The following is a 15,979-nucleotide window of genomic DNA, read 5'->3' on the forward strand; positions in this document are numbered from 1 at the left end:
CACTATTCGCCACGGATGGCCCCCGTTATCAGTCCGGTGATTTCCTCGGGCGAGGTGTTGCCGGCGTCCTTGTCAGCAACCTTCGAGCCTCGCCTGAGCACGATGATTCGATCTGCGACAGCGAAAACGTCAGGCATGCGGTGGCTGATCAACATGACGCCTACCCCTTGCGCTTTGAGGCGTCGGATCAATTCAAGCACTTCCGCCACCTGGCGTACGGAAATGGCGGCCGTCGGTTCATCCATCAACACCAGCTTGGCGTTCGAAAGCCGGGTCCGCGCGATGGCGACCGCTTGGCGCTGCCCACCCGACATCTTCCTGACAAGGTCGCGCGGCCGGGTTTCCGATTTGAGTTCCTTGAACAGCGCTGCCGAGCGGTCGATCATTGCCTGCTTGTCAAGAATCCTGATCGGCCAGAAGCCTTTCTTGATCTCGCGGCCCAGAAAGACGTTCTGCGCGGCTGTCAAATTATCGGCGAGCGCCAGGTCCTGATAAACGACTTCGATCCCCTTGGCGCGGGCCTGGATGGGTTGGTGGAAGTGGCAAACCTCGCCCTCGACTACAATTTCGCCGTCGCTCGGAGGAAAATTCCCGGCCACGGTCTTGACTATCGTCGATTTGCCGGCCCCGTTGTCCCCCATCAGACCAACGACTTCGCCTCGCTCCACCTGGAAGCTGACGTCAGTCAGGGCCTGGATAGCCCCGAAATTCTTGGAGACGTGGCGAACCTCAAGCACCGGCATCGCGGTCCTCCCGGGACAACATTTATCGGTCTTGTCCCTGGTCAATGCACAGCAGCTAATCAGCGAAACGTATTCAACACAATCATTTATTAGGTCAGGCCTCCCGGCCGTAACGCGCCTCGTCCGAGTGTGACTTGTAGCTGCTGCAGAGCACCGAGGCGCTCGCCCGATCCTTACAACAGTCACCAGGCGATCCTCATGCTTGCGCCGCTTCATATCCGTTTCGGGTGAAATGAGTGGGCATTTTGCGAGCGGCGCCAACGGCTCGGGTATGGTGCGCGGCAGAACACGGCTTTGCGTCATTCAAACACACGAGGACAGTGGCCAAGCCTGTCCCTAGCGTGCGTCGGCCAGAGCGCATGTCAGGAGATGAACCCGCATCCGGGGGAGGCGAGGGTCAAGTGTTGAAAGTCCGCTCCGTAACGGCGCTGCACGAGAGGGATATTCGGTCATGAATTTCAAAGGTTTGATCAAGCGTGCCGAGACTGTGGAGAGGGCGTTCAAGGAGCTCGAAACCGATTTGGCGGATGCGTTTAGCGAATGTCTCAACGTGGACGATCAGTCGCCGTTGAACGACGTCACCGTGCCGGATGAGACGGTGTCGGATGAGAATCTCGCGGCAACGGATGACAGCTCGCAACTTGAGGCCAATGCGGATGCCTTCGAGACCGCACGACGGCTGACCCCCCATACGCAAACCCGGCTGGCTGCCTTAAGTGCGGTCGATGGGCTTTTTCACGACGCGCAGGAGTATCTGGGGGAAATCAACGCGAAACTGTCGGAGATCGCGACCTCGCATCATCTGACGGGCGAATTCCTGAAACTCCTCCACGGCGACATTCTTCGCGCCAACGAATTGGAGCTGGCAAATACCGGCCTGACCGCGCAACAAAGAGTGCTGTCCGAACAGCTCCACGAAGCAACCAGAAAGCAGCGCGAGCGCGACAGCGCTATCGAGGCCCTGCAGCAGCACGAGGCGAGCCTGGTCGAGGACAAGGAAGCACTTCGCGGCGCGCTGGCTGCGGCAAGGCTGGAACTCGTCGTGGCAGGCAATGCGAGCGCAAAACGCGAGGCCGAGTTCGGCGAGCTTGTCAAAACGCTCTCGGCCAGAGCCGTCGAGGCCAACAGACGCTCGCGCGAGAACGAGACGCTGCGGGAGAAACATGTCAGCCTGTCAATCGACCTCGATAAGGCGCTGAAACGGGAGGCCGAGGCCCGGCACAGGCTGGACGAACTCTCGACTGTCCATGCCAATGACGCCGCCCAGGTTTCGGAACTGCTGGCCGCGCTTGGCAAGAGCGAGAAAGAGGAGATGCGGCTGCAGAAATCGCTCGATATGGCGCAGGCGAAGCTATCGGAAATGACGGAAGCGGCCCGCATCAGGGACGGTGACAGGCAAGCTGAGCTTGCACGCGGTGTCGCGGAGATGACCGGCTTGCGCTCTGAAATCGAGGATCTCCGATCGCGACTGGAGGCCGCCTCCAACCAGAGCAGCGAAGCCGCCAGCGAGATCGCCAGGCTCAAGGCTCAAGCGAGCGACGCGGTGGCGGAAAAGCAAATTGTCGAGCAAAAATTGTCCGCTCTCATGAAGGAGAGCGAAAACGACAAGATGAACCTTTCCGCGGTCAGCGCGAATTTTTCGCAGCTTTCCCTGCAGCAGGCTTCCGAACAGATACAGTTCGACGTCCAGAGGCAGGAATGCGAGGATCTGCGAGCCGAAGTCGCGTCGCTTCAAGCCCGGGTCAAGGAACTGTTGCCCTACGAGCGGCTCCACAAGGTCACCAACGCCAGACCGCGTGAAGACGGCGTGGTCGAGATCACCGCCGCGGTGGCGGAGAAGGCCCGCGTCAGCAGGCGGCGCCTCCGCCTGCGCGCTGCATCCTAGCTCAGGCGCGGCTGTCTGAATTTCGACTGGTGTGAAGCGGACATCCGTCAATGGATTGCGGGTCGAGCGTGAGGCTGGCCTTCCCTGCGTCGGCCTGCGATAGTGCACGCCGGTGAAGCGGAGGGGGCCGAGCATGCGGGTATTCACAAACCGGAACCACCTCCGTTGGAGGATGTTGGCCTTCATCGCAATCATGGTGCTTTTGCCGAAAGCGGCGTCGGCCGATACCATCCCACCCGACAGGATCGCCGCGGCCCTTGCGAAGCTCAAGTTACTCGCCGAAGGCGTCGTCGCGGATGGTAGCGTGCCCGGTCTGGCCATCGGCGTCGTGCATGGCGACGAGGTGATCTTCCTCAGGGGGTTCGGCCATCGCGAAGCCGGAAAACCAGAGATCGTCGATGCGGACACGGTCTTCCAGATAGCCTCGCTCTCCAAACCGGTCTCCGCCACCGTCGTGGCGGCGCTGGTCAGCGACGGGATTGCTTCGTGGGATTCCAAGATCGCCGACCTCGATCCGGCTTTCCGGCTCGCACAGCCCTATCCGACCAGCGAACTCACGGTCCGCGACCTGTTTGCGCACCGCAGCGGGCTTCCCGGCACCGCCGGCGACGACCTCGAGGACATCGGCTATGACCGCGCGGAGATCCTGCGCCGCCTGCGGTTCGTGTCGCCGTCATCGAGCTTTCGTGCCGGCTATTCCTACAGTAATTTCGGACTGACCGAGGGTGCCGTCGCGGCCGCGAAGCCGACAGGCAAATCATGGGAAGAGGTCGCCGAAGAGAAGCTCTACCGCCCGCTTGGAATGGCCTCGACCACTTCGCGTCATTCGGACTTCATCAAGCACGCCAATCGTGCCGAACTCCACGTCAAAATCGATGGCGCCTGGGCAGCGAAGGTCCAGCGCTATCCGGATGCGCAGGCGCCAGCAGGCGGCGTCAGTTCCACCGCACGCGATCTCTCGCAATGGATGCGCCTTGTGCTCGGCAACGGGGTCTATGCCGGCAAGAGACTCATTACCGCGGATGCGCTGGACCAGACACATATTCCCTTGATGGTTCGCGGCAAGAACCCCGTCTCCGGAGGCGAGGCATTCTATGGCCTCGGCTGGAATGTCGAATTCGGCCGGCACGGGCCGATCTGGGGTCATGCGGGCGCCTTCAGCGCCGGCGCACGCAGTCTGGTGATGCTCTTTCCCGAGGAGAAGCTTGGCATCGTCGTCATCGCCAACGCCTTTCCGACAGGCGTGCCGGAGGGACTGTCCGACAGCTTCGCCGATCTCGTCTTCGACGGAACGCTGGGGAAGGACAAGGTAAAGGCATGGGATGATATCTATGCAGGCATGTTCGGCCCTGCGATTGCGGCGGCCAAGGCCACCTATGCCGCGCCGCCCTCTCCGGCAAGTCCGGCCGGGCCGGCCAGCGCCTATGCCGGCCGTTACTTCAACGACTTCATCGGCGATGCTATTGTGTCGGGCGAAGGAGAGGCTCTCGTCCTCCAGGTCGGGCCCGCCGGTGCGCGGTCCTATCCACTGAAGCATTTCGACCGCGACCTCTTCGTGACCTTCCCCGATGCCGAGATGCCGGACAGGCCCTCGGCCGTCAGCTTTGCCGTCGGCCCCGACGGCAAGGCGTCGGCCGTGACCATTGATTTTCTCAACGACAATCATCTCGGCACGCTGCAGCGCGTGGGGGATTAGCCACCGGCGATCAGGGAGCCTTTGCCGGTTCAGGATGCCGGGCCGAACCGGAGCAATTTGAAGCAATCGCCGCTGCCCGATGCCGCCTGCGTCAGGAAGGGTTTCGACCGGTCGATCCATTCCTGGTGCGATCTGGCATCGGCTTCGATCTCATTGGCCGGTGCAAGCTTGACGAAGCCGCGCCCCTTGCTGAAAAGCCAGCACGCGCGGCCGAGAAACCGCCTGCTGCGCTGGCGCAGGAGGTCGGCATCATAAAAGACGTCGAGCACCTCCTGCTTGATCTTCCGCTCCTTTTCGGGATTGGCGATCGCAACCTCGATCGGCTCGCCGCCGATCGCATCCTGCAGGTCCTTGTAATCCAAGGCGATCTGGGTGGTGGCATATTTGATGTCGCTCTCGTCCCGGACGATGTTGAACCATAGCGTGGGGTTGAGCTCGTTGACGACGAACGATGCTTCGAAATCGCGTGACAGATTGAGAATATCGAATCCCTGAACATCGACGTCGCGCTCGACCAGAAGGATCTGGGAAACCTGCTTGGCGAGCGCCGTCCCGTGGGCGCTGACGGCGGCATTGTTGCCGCCGAGTTCCGGACTGACATAGGCGCCGCCATCATCCAGCAGCGCATCGAATTCGCCGAGGGCCTCCACGACAGCGCTGCCGCGGGCAATACGCGCCGCCAGTTTGGCGAGAACCTGCTGGAGCTCCGTTTCGCGTTTGCGCTGGTCCTGATAATTCTGCTGGAAAAAGAAGATGAAAAGCGACACGCCAATCCCGATCAGGATCACGCCCAGCTGCGAAAAGATATTGCGATAATATTCCAGCAGCTTTTCACGATGGCGTACGTCGTCACGCACACTATGCGCCACGCGAAGATTGACGATCAGCGAAAGGACCAGGAGCCCGGCACCGACCAGGATCAGGCCGCCGATCAGCAGGTAGCCATAGCCCGAGTTCAAATCCATTCTTTTGCCGCGCTCCCCGAAACCCCAGACAGCGCAGACTAATACCATTCCGCTTCAACACCTACGTCTTCGTAGGGCGCCGGCGACGGATCCCCACCATTCGGCCACTGTTCTTACAGCCAGGACTATGCTCGCCATCCGCCTCGTTTCGTAGCGGTCTTCTCGCAGCCGGATTCAGGCCGGGTGCTTGGAACCAATGACGGGCGAGACTGTTCAGCTATGACTTTGATACGACGCCGACGTGCCCGGCCGGCTGGGCATGCTGCGATCTTGAGGAGTTCTCATCATGAAGATTTCGTCCAGATTTCGTTCAGTCGCGGTTGCGGTCATCGCTGCGGCGGCAGTTAGCTTTGCCAGCGTCGCGCATGCCGACAGCGGTACGATCCGCTTCGCCATCTACAAGGCGGCCTTTTTCATCGGCGGCTCCGGAGGCGAGGGCACACTGACCTTCCATGGTCGCCGATATCCCATCTCGGTCGGCGGCATCTCGGGCGGCCTCGCCTTCGGCGCCTCCAAGACCTATTTCAAAGGTACCGTGCGCCACATACGCCGCGCCCGGGATGTGACGGGGGTGTACGGTGCAGCGGGCGGTGGCGGCGCGCTCGGCAAAGGGGCCCAGGTGATCGTCATGACCAATGACAAGGGTGCCCAACTCGAACTCACGGGCAGGCAGGTAGGCCTGCAAGTCAATGCCGATCTCAGCGGTATGAGCATCTCGCTGAAATAAGGACAGTCACTGCATTCGTCATTCCTTGGATGGGCCGGATTTGGCTGCTCCAAACCGCAGCCCATCCATCAGCAGCGACACCAATCGGCGCGAGCGGTGGCGCCAGTCCTTGGTGTCGGGGGCCGAATAGATGCCGCCCAGCGCATGCAGCACGTCGGAGGCATCGACGTCGCCGCGGATCGAGCCGTGGGCGACCGCGGCATCGATCAGCCGCCGCAAAGCGAGCGTGACCCTGCCCGAAACGTCGGAGAACAGGGTTGAGTTGGTCGTGAGCAGGATGCGCAGGCTTGTCGACAGCCCGCGCTTGGTGGCGATGTAGTCGACGAAGCGCTGCATCCATTGTTCGAGCGCCATGTCGGGCGGATGATCGCGAGCGAGCTCGTCGGCCGCCTGGCACAGTCCTTCCACTTCGCGCCGGTAGACCACCTCGACCAGGTGCTCGCGGGTTGGAAAATGCCGGTAGAGCGTGCCGATGCCGACGCCGGCCTGGCGCGCAATCTCCTCCAGCGAGGCATCGACGCCATGCGCGGCAAAGGCTTTTGCCGCGACCTCGACCAGCGCGTCACGGTTGCGCTGCGCATCGGCGCGCAGCGGTTTTGCAACGGCGGCTTCGGTTTTGTCTCCAGGTATGACGGGCGGCTCCGCGGCCAATTTTTTCTCCAGTGTTGATCCGAAGCATAACCGAATAGGCAGGTCCCGTTTCAAGAACGGAGACGCTTCCACCTTCGTTACGTCTCCGACAAATATAATCGCAAGTAAATATAATCACAGGATCGAGTCTGGGCCGGCGTTCCGGCAGGCGAGGCATCTTGCCCGCCTCCGGTGCACGGCCGGTGGATGACGACGGAGGATATTTCCTCGCGGCCGGCACTCCTCATCTGTTCGGCCGATGCCGTGGGGCAAAAATGAGCCCACGTTGAGCACGATCCCCTCAGGATCATTGGACTGTCCTGCCCCTACAGACAGTCCAGAGAGCACCACCGGCTTGGGCCGGTGGTGCTTTTTTGTCTCCAGGCATGACGGCTGGCTGCCCTGCCAATTTCTCCAATTTCTCCAATTTCGATCCGGGGCTTGAACAGGGCGGAGCAGGCCCTTAGGTAATAAGCGGAGGCGCCTCCGATTTGTGGAGCGCCTTTATCATGTAATCACGGGATCGGGTATGTCACGTCTTTCGACCTCGCAAGCCGCGGCCCTCCCGGAGGTCGCACCAAGTCAAGCGGACCTGCCCTGCCGGGCATCTCCCCCGCAAGGGGGAGATTAGCCTTTACCTAGCCATAAGCTGACCTTGCCGCTCGCCGGCCGAGCGCCAGATCAACCCCTCCCGCGTCAAGCAACTGGAGCCAGACGCCCCATGACAAGCAAAACCCGAACTCCAATCCAACTTCAAATCAACGGAGATCGACGTGAGCTGGAGATCGAGCCGCGCGTTACGCTGCTCGACGCCTTGCGCGACCATCTCGGCCTGACCGGCACCAAGAAGGGCTGCGACCAGGGCCAGTGCGGCGCCTGCACCGTGCATATCGACGGCCAGCGCGTGCTGGCCTGCCTGACGCTCGCCACTCAGGCTGAAGGCAGGGACATCACCACCATCGAAGGGCTTGCCGGGGAGGATGGCACGCTGCATGCGGTGCAGGCCGCCTTCCTCGAACAGGACGCCTTCCAGTGCGGCTATTGCACGCCGGGCCAGATCATGTCGGCAGTCGCCTGCATCCGCGAGGGCCATGCCGGCTCCGATGAGGAGATCCGCGAATACATGGCCGGCAATCTCTGCCGCTGCGGCGCCTATCCGCATATCGTTGCCGCCGTGCGCCAGGCGGCCGTGGAGGCCACATCATGAGGGATTTTTCCTATCTCCGCGCCGGCTCCGTCAACGCAGCCCGTGAGGCAGCAGCACTGCCGGGCGCCATGCTTTTGGCCGGCGGCACGACGCTTGTCGATCTCGCGAAATGCGGCGTTGCCGAACCCGAGACCGTGGTCGACATCACCCATCTCAAGGGACTGGACACGATTGCCGTCGATGACCGGGGCGCGACGATCGGCGCGCTGGCCAGGATGAGCAGCGTCGCCGATCATGCCGATATCAAGAGCAGGTTCCCCGCCGTCTCGGAAGCATTGTGGCAGGCGGCGTCGGCGCAGCTGCGCAACATGGCGACGATCGGCGGCAATCTGATGCAGCGTACGCGCTGCCCCTATTTCCGCGATCCGGCGAATTTCCCCGCCTGTAACAAGCGCTCGCCCGGCAGCGGCTGCTCGGCGATCGGCGGCGTCACCCGCGGCCATGCCGTGCTCGGCACCAGCGAGGCCTGCATCGCCACCTATCCCGGCGACCTGGCCGTTGCACTCGTCGCCTTTGACGCGATCGTCCATCTCGGCGACCGCCAGGTCGCCGTCGATGATTTTTTCCTGCTGCCTGGCAGTACGCCCGAACGGGAACATGCGATCGAGCCCGGCGAGATGATCACCGCGATCAGCATTCCCGCTTCGGCCGCCGCCCGCCGCTCGACTTATCTCAAGGTCCGCGACCGCCAGTCCTATGAATTCGCCGCGGCAAGTGCCGCGGTCGGCATCGAATTCGAGGCCGACGGTAGGACGATCCGCGATCTGCGCGTCGCACTTGGCGGCGTCGCCACCAAGCCATGGCGCGCCCACGCCGCCGAAGAGGCGCTGAAAGGCAAAGTGCTCGAGCCGGAGGTCGTCAGGCAAGCCAGCCTGCTCGCCGTCGAGGGCGCCGTCGACCATGGCGCCAACCACTACAAGATCGAACTGGCGCCGCGCGTCGTCGCCCGCGCCATCCTAAAAATGGGAGAAACGGCATGACCGTTCACGAGTTGAGAACAAGACCCGGCGATGCCAAACGCGGCGACGCTTCGGACGGTGCCGTCCTCGCGGATCAGGTCGGCGGCCGGCTGTCGCGCGTCGACGGCCCGGCCAAGATCACCGGTGCTGCCAAATACGCCGTCGAGCATCAGCTCGAGGGGTTGACCCACGCGGTACTGGTCGAGAGCACCATTGCCGCCGGCCGGGTGCGTTCCATCGACACGACGGCGGCCGAGGCGTCACCCGGCGTGCTGCTGGTGCTGACGCCCGACAATATGCTGCCGCTGAGAACCGCGACGGACTGGCTGGGCACGCCGCCGCCGGCCGTTACCTATTGCCCGCTGGCGCGCGACATCACCTTCAGCGGCCAGCATGTCGCGGCGGTGGTGGCCGAGAGTTTCGAGCAGGCGGTCGCGGCCGCAGCACTGGTCAAGATCGCCTATGACGAGGCGCCGGCGATCGTCGACCTCAGCGATCCAAAGGCCGGCGACGGTATCCCGGTCGACGCGATGACCAAGGAATGGGGCGAGGCAGAGACAGCGTTCGCCTCGGCTCCGGTCAGGATCTGCAACGCCTACAACACGCCGCGCGAATACCAGGCGCCGATGGAGCCGCATGGCCTGATCGCAAAGTGGCAGGGCGACCAGCTGACGGTCTGGGAGCCGAGCCAATGGCTCGATGGCATGGCGCGAACCTATGCCGAATGGTTCGGCGTGCCGTTCGAGAATGTGCGCCTTGTCTCGCCCTATATTGGCGGCGGCTTCGGCTCCAAGGCGTTCGCCTATGGCTACGGCGCGGTGGCGGCGGCGGCCGCGAAAATGCTGGGACGGCCGGTGAAGCTGGCGGTCACAAGGCCGCAGACCTTCACCGCCTATGGCGGACGGGCGGCGACGCGCCAGACGGTGGCGCTCGGCGCCAACGCAGAGGGTCAGATCCAGTCGATCGTGCATCGTGGCGTCAACGAGACCTCGGTCGACGGCATGTGGGTCGAGCCGCTCGGCTCGGTCACCTCGGTCATGTACGCGACGCCGAATTTCTCGTCGCGGCAGAACGTCGTGCGGGTCAACACGGTGGTGCCGGGGGCATTGCGCGCGCCGGGCGAGAACCCGAGCGCTTTCGGCATCGAAAGCGCCATCGACGAGCTCGCCTATGAGGTCGGCATCGATCCGCTGGAAATCCGGCTCGGGAACTATGCCGAGCAGGATCCGCATGCGAAGAAGCCGTGGTCGACACGGCAGCTGCGCGAGGCCTTCGCGGCCGGCGCCGAAGCCTTTGGCTGGTCGAAGCGCAGCCCCCGGCCGCGCTCGATGCGCGACGGTAACCAGCTGATCGGCTGGGGTGTCGCGGCCGGCACCTATCCGGTGCGTCGCGCCTATGGCGAGGCGGTCGTGCGGATTCTCGCCGACGGCTCGGTCGAGGTCGAAAGCTCGTCGATCGACATGGGACAGGGTACCTATACTATCCTGGCGCAGACCGCCGCCGAGGTGGTGGGCGTGCCGGCGGAAAACGTCGTCGTCAAGCTCGGCGATTCTCGCTATGCCCGCGCCGGCGTCACCGGCGGTTCGCGGCTGGCCGGGGTGATGACGGGTGCCGTGCACAAGGCGGCGAGTGCCGCGCTCGACCAACTGATCGGGCTCGCCATCAGCGATCCGGCTTCGCCGTTCCACGAACTGCAGGCCAACACGCTCGTCGTCGCCAATGGCCGCATCGCCTCGCCGCGCGGCAACGGGCCTGAAGTTTCGATCGCCGAACTGCTCAGGAGCGTCGGGCGCGAGCATATCGAGGCGAAGGGCGACACCATGCCGGCCAATTCGACGGTCGAGGACCGCTACAAGAACTACACCACCATAGCCATGGCGCTGCCGCACACCGAGGGCGACTATTCCCGCCACAGCTGGTGCGCGCATTTCATCGAAGTGCGCGTCGACGAGGATTTTGGCACGGTTCGTGTGTCGCGCGTGGTGTCGGCGCTGGATTCGGGCCGGCTCTACAACCCCAAGCTCGCCGAAAGCCAGTGGAAGGGCGGCATCATCATGGGCATCGGCCAGGCGCTGCTAGAGGAAGGCGTCGTCGACCGCCGGCATGGGCGCATCGTCAACAACAACCTCGCCGACTATCTCATCGCCACCAATGCCGACATTCCAGACATCGAGGTTATCTCGGTCGGTATTCCCGATCCGCATTCCTCGGTACTCGGCGGCAAGGGGGTCGGCGAACTGGGCATCGTCGGCGTGGCGCCGGCGATCGCCAACGCGGTATTCCACGCCACGGGGAAAAGGGTGCGGGACCTGCCGATCACGCTGGAGAAGCTGATTTAGGCGGAGGCGGTGAGGCTGCCGATCTCCTCTCAAGACCTGGGTTCCTCGCCCACCGCGATGCGGGGGAGAGGTGGCCGCGAAGCGGCCGGAGAGGGGGCCTTCGTAGGGCGCAGTCCCCTCTCCGTCTCGGCTTCGCCGAGCCACCTCTCCCCACTTTCGTGGGGCGAGGAACCCAAGCTGGAATAAAGCCGCGCTCCTTTTCAGGCTCACCACGACAGGCTGAACGCGAGCTTGCCGAAATGCCGGCCGCCTGCCGCCATGTGGGCGTAGGCCTCGGTCGCCTGGTGCTGGCTGTAGACCGTGTCGATGACCGGATCGATATGGGCGGAGCCGATGGCGCGCGCCGCGTCGCGCAGGTCGGATACCGAACCGGTGTTGTTGCCCACTACCTTGAGCGCCTTGATGATGATCGGCAGCAGGTTCGTGGTGGCCTCGGCGCCGGTGACGAAGCCGATGGTAAACACCGTGCCGCCCGGCGCCGTGGCATTGATGGAGCGGGCAAATGTGGCCGCGCCGCCGGTTTCGACGATCAGGTCGGCGCCGAGGCCGCCGGTCAATTCGAGCACCTTGGCGTCCCAGTCCGGTGTCTCACGATAATTGATGAGATGATCCGCACCCAAGGCCTTGGCGCGGGCCAGCTTTTCGTCCGACGACGAGGTGATGATGACCGTGGCGCCGGCAGCCTTGGCCAGCTGCAGGGTCAAGATCGAGACACCACCAGTGCCGAGCAGGACGACGACCGACCCCGGCCCGGCATCGGCGGCGCGAAGCGCATTCCACGCGGTGGTGCCGGCGATCGGCAGCGTCGCTGCCGCTTCGAAGGACAAATGCGCCGGCATCGGCACGACGGCATTGGCCGGCAGCGCCACATATTCGGCGAGCGAGCCGGGCAGTGTCAGCCCGCGCATCTCTCTGGTCTCATAAGGCCGCGGACGGCCGCCGACCCAGCGCGGTTTTGCATGGGCGATGACGCGGTCGTTGACGGCGAGCCTCGACACGCCCTCGCCGATGCCGACGATCTCGCCGGCGCCGTCGACGACGGGAATGAGCGGAAAGCTCGGACCTGGATAGTTGCCGCTCGCTATCGCGACGTCGACAAAGTTGAGGCTTGCGGCGCGCAGCCGGATCAGCACTTCGCCGCGCTGCGGTTCAGGTGTGGCAACGGTGGCCGCGCAACACGCGTCCAGTCTCGGGGCAGTCAGTTCGATCGCTTTCATGTCTCACTCCGGTTGATGGGCCGATTGACGGGCCGGGATTGAGTGAAACTAGCTGCTGCGCTATTGGTATATAATTCTCGCTTTCTACATTTGAGCTCTGCGCCTGATGCAGCAATCGTACGAACCGGCAGCATTGGCCGAAATGGCCGCCTTCGCGGCAATCGCCGAAGCACGCTCCTTCACCAAGGCGGCGGCTCGCATCGGCCGCGACGCCACGATCCTGTCGCGGCGCCTTACCTCGCTGGAAGAGCGGTTGGGCGTGCGCCTGCTGCATCGGACGACGCGAAGCGTGTCGCTGACCGAGGCGGGTTCGGAGTTCCTCGCCCGGGTCCGCGCCATCCTGGCCGCGGTCGACGAGGCCGAGGCTGTCGCGTCGGCGCATGCCGGCGGCGGGCCGCGCGGCGTGCTGCGGCTGGCGCTGCCCGGCTCGTTCGGGCGCATGTGGATCGGCCCGCTGCTGCCACAGTTTCTCGCCGCATTCCCCGACGTCCGTATCGAGGCCGAGTTCTCCAACCGTTTCGTCGATCTCGTCGCCGAGAATTTCGATGTCGCCGTCCGTCTCGGCGCGCTGCAGGATTCGCGGCTGGTGGCGCGCAAGGTCGCGACACGGCGGCGGCTGCTGTGCGCCGCGCCGTCCTACCTCGCCCGCCGGGGCACGCCGACTGCGCCGGAGGCGCTGCTGGAACACAGCTGCCTCGGCTTCTCGGGCTTCCAGACCTTTCCGGCCTGGGAGATGACCGACAGCACGGGCCGCCGCGTCAGTATCGAGGTTTCCGGCCCGCTGGTCACCGACGACGCCGAGGTGCTGGTCGAAGCCGCCGTGCAAGGCGTCGGGCTGATGATGAGCACAGATTGGCTGGTCGGACGCGAGCTCGCAGACGGCCGGCTGGTGCCAGTGCTGGAAGACTGGACGCTCGCCGACGAGGGCGCCGTCTATGTCGTCATGCCTTCGGCCAAGGGGCAAGCCGCCAAGACACGCGCCTTCGCCGACTGGATCGGCAAACGCTTTGCGCCGGTCCCGCCGTGGCGGAGGTGAGGGTGCTGATCTCCCGCCTTGAGGGGAGATGTCGCCGAAGGCGACAGAGGGAGTCGCGGCTTTCATTCCAGCTTGGGTTCCTCGCGCCCACGATAGTGGAGGAGAGGTGGCTCGGCGAAGCCGAGACGGAGAGGGGGACGCCCTGCCGTCAATGAATTCAAAGGGAGGAGTGCGGTAGGCCCCCTCTCCGACCGCTTCGCGGCCACCTCTCCCCCGCTCTGCGGGGGCGAGGAACCCAAGCCTTGTTAGGTCGCGCCGCCTGCGCCTCCGCCTCCACCACCCCGCTTGATGAAATGACCGAGCAGATCCATCGGCAGCGGGAACACGACCGTCGACGAGCGTTCGCCGGCGATGTCATGCAGGGCCTCGAAATAGCGCAGCTGCATGGCTTGCGGCTCCTCGGCCAGCATCTTGCCGGCCTCGACGAGTTTTGCCGCCGCCTGCTGTTCGCCGTCGGCGTTGATCACCTTGGCGCGCCGCAGCCGTTCAGCCTCTGCCTGCTTGGCGATGGCACGGATCATGTTCTCGTTGAGGTCGACATGCTTGATCTCGACATTGGAGACCTTGATGCCCCAGGCATCGGTGCGCTGGTCGAGAATCTCCTGGACATCGCTGTTGAGCTTGTCTCGCTCGGCCAGCATTTCATCGAGCTCATGCTTGCCGAGCACCGAGCGCAGCGTGGTCTGTGCCAGCTGGTTGGTGGCGGTCATGAAGTCTTCGACCTGGATCACCGCCCGCTCGGCGTCGACGATACGAAAATACAGCACCGCGTTGACCTTGACCGAGACGTTGTCGCGCGAGATCACGTCCTGCGGCGGGACGTCCTGGACCACCACTCGCAGGTCGACCTTCACCATCTGCTGCACGAAGGGGATGAGGATGATAAGGCCGGGGCCCTTGACCCCGGTGAAGCGGCCGAGCGTGAAGACCACGCCGCGCTGATATTCCCGCAGGATGCGAATGGCCGCGGATAGGAACATGACCACGACGAGCGCTGCTGCCAGATAGGCCACATAACCGATGATCATCGCCTTGCTCCATCGCTTCTCACATTGCGGCGCCGTATCGTCAGCACAAGACCCCTGACATCAGCCACCTCGACGCTGTCGCCCACCGCAAGCGGTTCGTCGGCTTTTGCCCGCCAGCGCTCGCCCCGGGCGAGCACGTGGCCCTCGCTGCCCTGCCAGTCGAGGACCTCCGCCGGCAGCCCCTGCATGGCCTGTGCGCCAACACGCGGAACGTTCTTGCGGGCCGCCCACAGATAGCTGCCGGTCAACAGCGCCAGGCCGAGCGTCAGGACGGCGGCGGTGCCGATAACGGCCCATGACATCTCGAAGCCGGGCCCCTCGATCTTGAGCAGCATGGCAGCGCCCAGCAGAAACGCAGCCACGCCTCCCAGCCCAAGGACCACTGTCGGGTTCAAGGCTTCGACGACCAGGAAGATGATGCCAAGCAGCATCAAGGCAAGGCCGGCATAGCTGATCGGCAGGAGATTGAGCGCATAGAGCCCGAGCAGAAGGCAAATCGTGCCGATCACGCCGGGCGCGACCGCGCCCGGGCTCGTGAATTCGAAGACGAGGCCATAGACGCCGACCAGCATCAGGATGACGGCGATGTTCGGGTCCGTGATGACGGCGAGAAGCCGGATGAGCCAGCCTGGCTCAAGCGTTTCAACCGGCAGCCCTTTCGTCGCCAATGCCTCTTTTTTGCCGGCGATCTCGACGGTCCGGCCGTCGGCCAGTTGAAGCAGTTCGGTGGTGTCGCGGGCGACGAAGTCGATGACATGCTCCTGCAGCGCCGCGCCGGCCGATAGGCTGGCCGCCTCGCGCACGGCCTTTTCACCCCATTCGGCATTGCGCCCGCGCAATTCAGCCAGGCTGCGGATCAGGGCAACGGCATCGTTCGTCGCCTTGGCGATCATCGCGTCGCCCGCCGGTGCGTTCTTCTTGTCCTTGTCCGCCTCCGGGCCATCGTTCTTGCCGCCGGGAAACGATGGCAGCGGCCCGCCCATCTCGATCGGCGTTGCCGCGCCCAGATTGGTGCCGGGCGCCATCGCCGCTAGATGGGTGGCGTAGAGGATGTAGGTTCCGGCGCTCGCCGCGTGCCCGCCGGCGGGCGCGACATAGCCGATGACGGGAACCGGCGAGGCGAGGATGCCGGCGATCATTTCGCGCATGCTGGTGACCAGCCCGCCGGGCGTGTCCATCTGCAGGATGAGAGCCTGGGCGTTTCGGTCCGCGGCCACCGCCAGCGCTTCCTCAAGCTGCCTGGCACTCGCCGGACCGATGGCGCCGTCTATCTCGACGCGCAACACAATTTTCTCCCGGCCGTTCGCCTCTCCGGTTGCGGAAGAGGGACAAACGGCCGCAACAGCCACGAAGGCCGCGGCAAGCAGGACCGCACGCGCGAGTTTCACGCTCAAAGCTCCACATCTAGGAATATGGGCTGGATTTTGCCGAAATCCATGAGAACGCTCATCAAACCGGCCCGGGCACGGAGCGATGCTTCGCTCTGTGCATAACTTCGTTGGCTGGAAGCGGGCGGTTTGCAATCTCAGGCACGGCGTCAGCCGGCT

General features: G+C 64.1%; 13 protein-coding genes. 7 read left to right on the forward strand and 6 right to left on the reverse strand.

The window, feature by feature from the left end:
• Window positions 1-2: 2 nt before the first annotated feature.
• Window positions 3-743: an ATP-binding cassette domain-containing protein gene (locus tag NKH13_RS26625; protein ID WP_352915575.1), complete on the reverse strand. Its 741-nt coding sequence runs from the start codon at window positions 741-743 to the stop codon at window positions 3-5.
• A 451-nt stretch (window positions 744-1,194) separates the two neighbouring features.
• Here NKH13_RS26625 and NKH13_RS26630 point away from each other — a divergent pair, with 451 nt between their 5' ends.
• Both NKH13_RS26630 and NKH13_RS26635 read left to right on the forward strand, forming a co-directional pair.
• The gene (locus NKH13_RS26630) at window positions 1,195-2,628 is read left to right on the forward strand and encodes a coiled-coil domain-containing protein (protein ID WP_352915577.1); all 1,434 of its coding nucleotides are present in this window, start codon (window positions 1,195-1,197) and stop codon (window positions 2,626-2,628) included.
• 172 nt (window positions 2,629-2,800) lie between these two features.
• Window positions 2,801-4,324 carry a serine hydrolase gene (locus NKH13_RS26635; RefSeq protein WP_502908342.1) on the forward strand — a complete coding sequence of 508 codons (1,524 nt, stop codon included), beginning with the start codon at window positions 2,801-2,803 and terminating at the stop codon, window positions 4,322-4,324.
• Window positions 4,325-4,353: 29 nt separating this feature from the next.
• Here the strand turns inward: NKH13_RS26635 and NKH13_RS26640 are convergent, their stop codons facing one another.
• Window positions 4,354-5,289, reverse strand: coding sequence for a hypothetical protein (locus NKH13_RS26640; RefSeq protein WP_352915582.1), 936 nt, complete (start codon window positions 5,287-5,289; stop codon window positions 4,354-4,356).
• Between the two features lie 286 nt (window positions 5,290-5,575).
• On the opposite strand from NKH13_RS26640, the gene NKH13_RS26645 reads away from it, so the two are divergent.
• Window positions 5,576-6,016 (forward strand): lipid-binding SYLF domain-containing protein, encoded by a 441-nt coding sequence (locus tag NKH13_RS26645; RefSeq protein WP_023677323.1) that lies wholly within the window; start codon window positions 5,576-5,578, stop codon window positions 6,014-6,016.
• An 18-nt stretch (window positions 6,017-6,034) separates the two neighbouring features.
• Here the strand turns inward: NKH13_RS26645 and NKH13_RS26650 are convergent, their stop codons facing one another.
• Complete coding sequence (locus tag NKH13_RS26650; RefSeq protein WP_352915585.1) at window positions 6,035-6,667, reverse strand: TetR/AcrR family transcriptional regulator; 633 nt, start codon at window positions 6,665-6,667, stop codon at window positions 6,035-6,037.
• A gap of 700 nt (window positions 6,668-7,367) precedes the next feature.
• Here NKH13_RS26650 and NKH13_RS26655 point away from each other — a divergent pair.
• From NKH13_RS26655 to NKH13_RS26665, 3 genes are read left to right on the forward strand one after another with little or no spacing between them, the layout of a single operon-like run.
• Window positions 7,368-7,853, forward strand: coding sequence for a (2Fe-2S)-binding protein (locus tag NKH13_RS26655; RefSeq protein WP_352915588.1), 486 nt, complete (start codon window positions 7,368-7,370; stop codon window positions 7,851-7,853).
• Window positions 7,850-8,833: an FAD binding domain-containing protein gene (locus NKH13_RS26660; RefSeq protein ID WP_352915590.1), complete on the forward strand. Its 984-nt coding sequence runs from the start codon at window positions 7,850-7,852 to the stop codon at window positions 8,831-8,833. The genes NKH13_RS26655 and NKH13_RS26660 overlap by 4 nt, the downstream gene beginning before the upstream one ends.
• On the forward strand, window positions 8,830-11,151 hold the full coding sequence (locus NKH13_RS26665; protein ID WP_352915593.1) for a xanthine dehydrogenase family protein molybdopterin-binding subunit: 2,322 nt from the start codon (window positions 8,830-8,832) through the stop codon (window positions 11,149-11,151). The genes NKH13_RS26660 and NKH13_RS26665 overlap by 4 nt, the downstream gene beginning before the upstream one ends.
• Window positions 11,152-11,357: 206 nt before the next feature.
• On the opposite strand, the gene NKH13_RS26670 is transcribed toward NKH13_RS26665, so the two are convergent.
• The gene (locus NKH13_RS26670) at window positions 11,358-12,368 is read right to left on the reverse strand and encodes a zinc-dependent alcohol dehydrogenase family protein (protein WP_352915595.1); all 1,011 of its coding nucleotides are present in this window, start codon (window positions 12,366-12,368) and stop codon (window positions 11,358-11,360) included.
• Window positions 12,369-12,474: 106 nt separating this feature from the next.
• Here NKH13_RS26670 and NKH13_RS26675 point away from each other — a divergent pair, with 106 nt between their 5' ends.
• Complete coding sequence (locus tag NKH13_RS26675) at window positions 12,475-13,404, forward strand: LysR family transcriptional regulator (RefSeq protein WP_352915597.1); 930 nt, start codon at window positions 12,475-12,477, stop codon at window positions 13,402-13,404.
• Window positions 13,405-13,649: 245 nt separating this feature from the next.
• Here NKH13_RS26675 and NKH13_RS26680 read toward each other — a convergent pair whose 3' ends face one another.
• Together NKH13_RS26680 and NKH13_RS26685 are read right to left on the reverse strand one after the other, a co-directional pair.
• A complete protein-coding gene (locus NKH13_RS26680) occupies window positions 13,650-14,432 on the reverse strand; it encodes a slipin family protein (protein ID WP_352721120.1) in 783 nt (260 codons plus the stop codon).
• Complete coding sequence (locus NKH13_RS26685; RefSeq protein WP_352915599.1) at window positions 14,429-15,820, reverse strand: NfeD family protein; 1,392 nt, start codon at window positions 15,818-15,820, stop codon at window positions 14,429-14,431. The genes NKH13_RS26680 and NKH13_RS26685 overlap by 4 nt, the downstream gene beginning before the upstream one ends.
• Window positions 15,821-15,979: the final 159 nt, after the last annotated feature.

It is taken from the genome of Mesorhizobium sp. M1348, from assembly GCF_040317925.1.
Classification (GTDB): Bacteria; Pseudomonadota; Alphaproteobacteria; order Rhizobiales; family Rhizobiaceae; genus Mesorhizobium.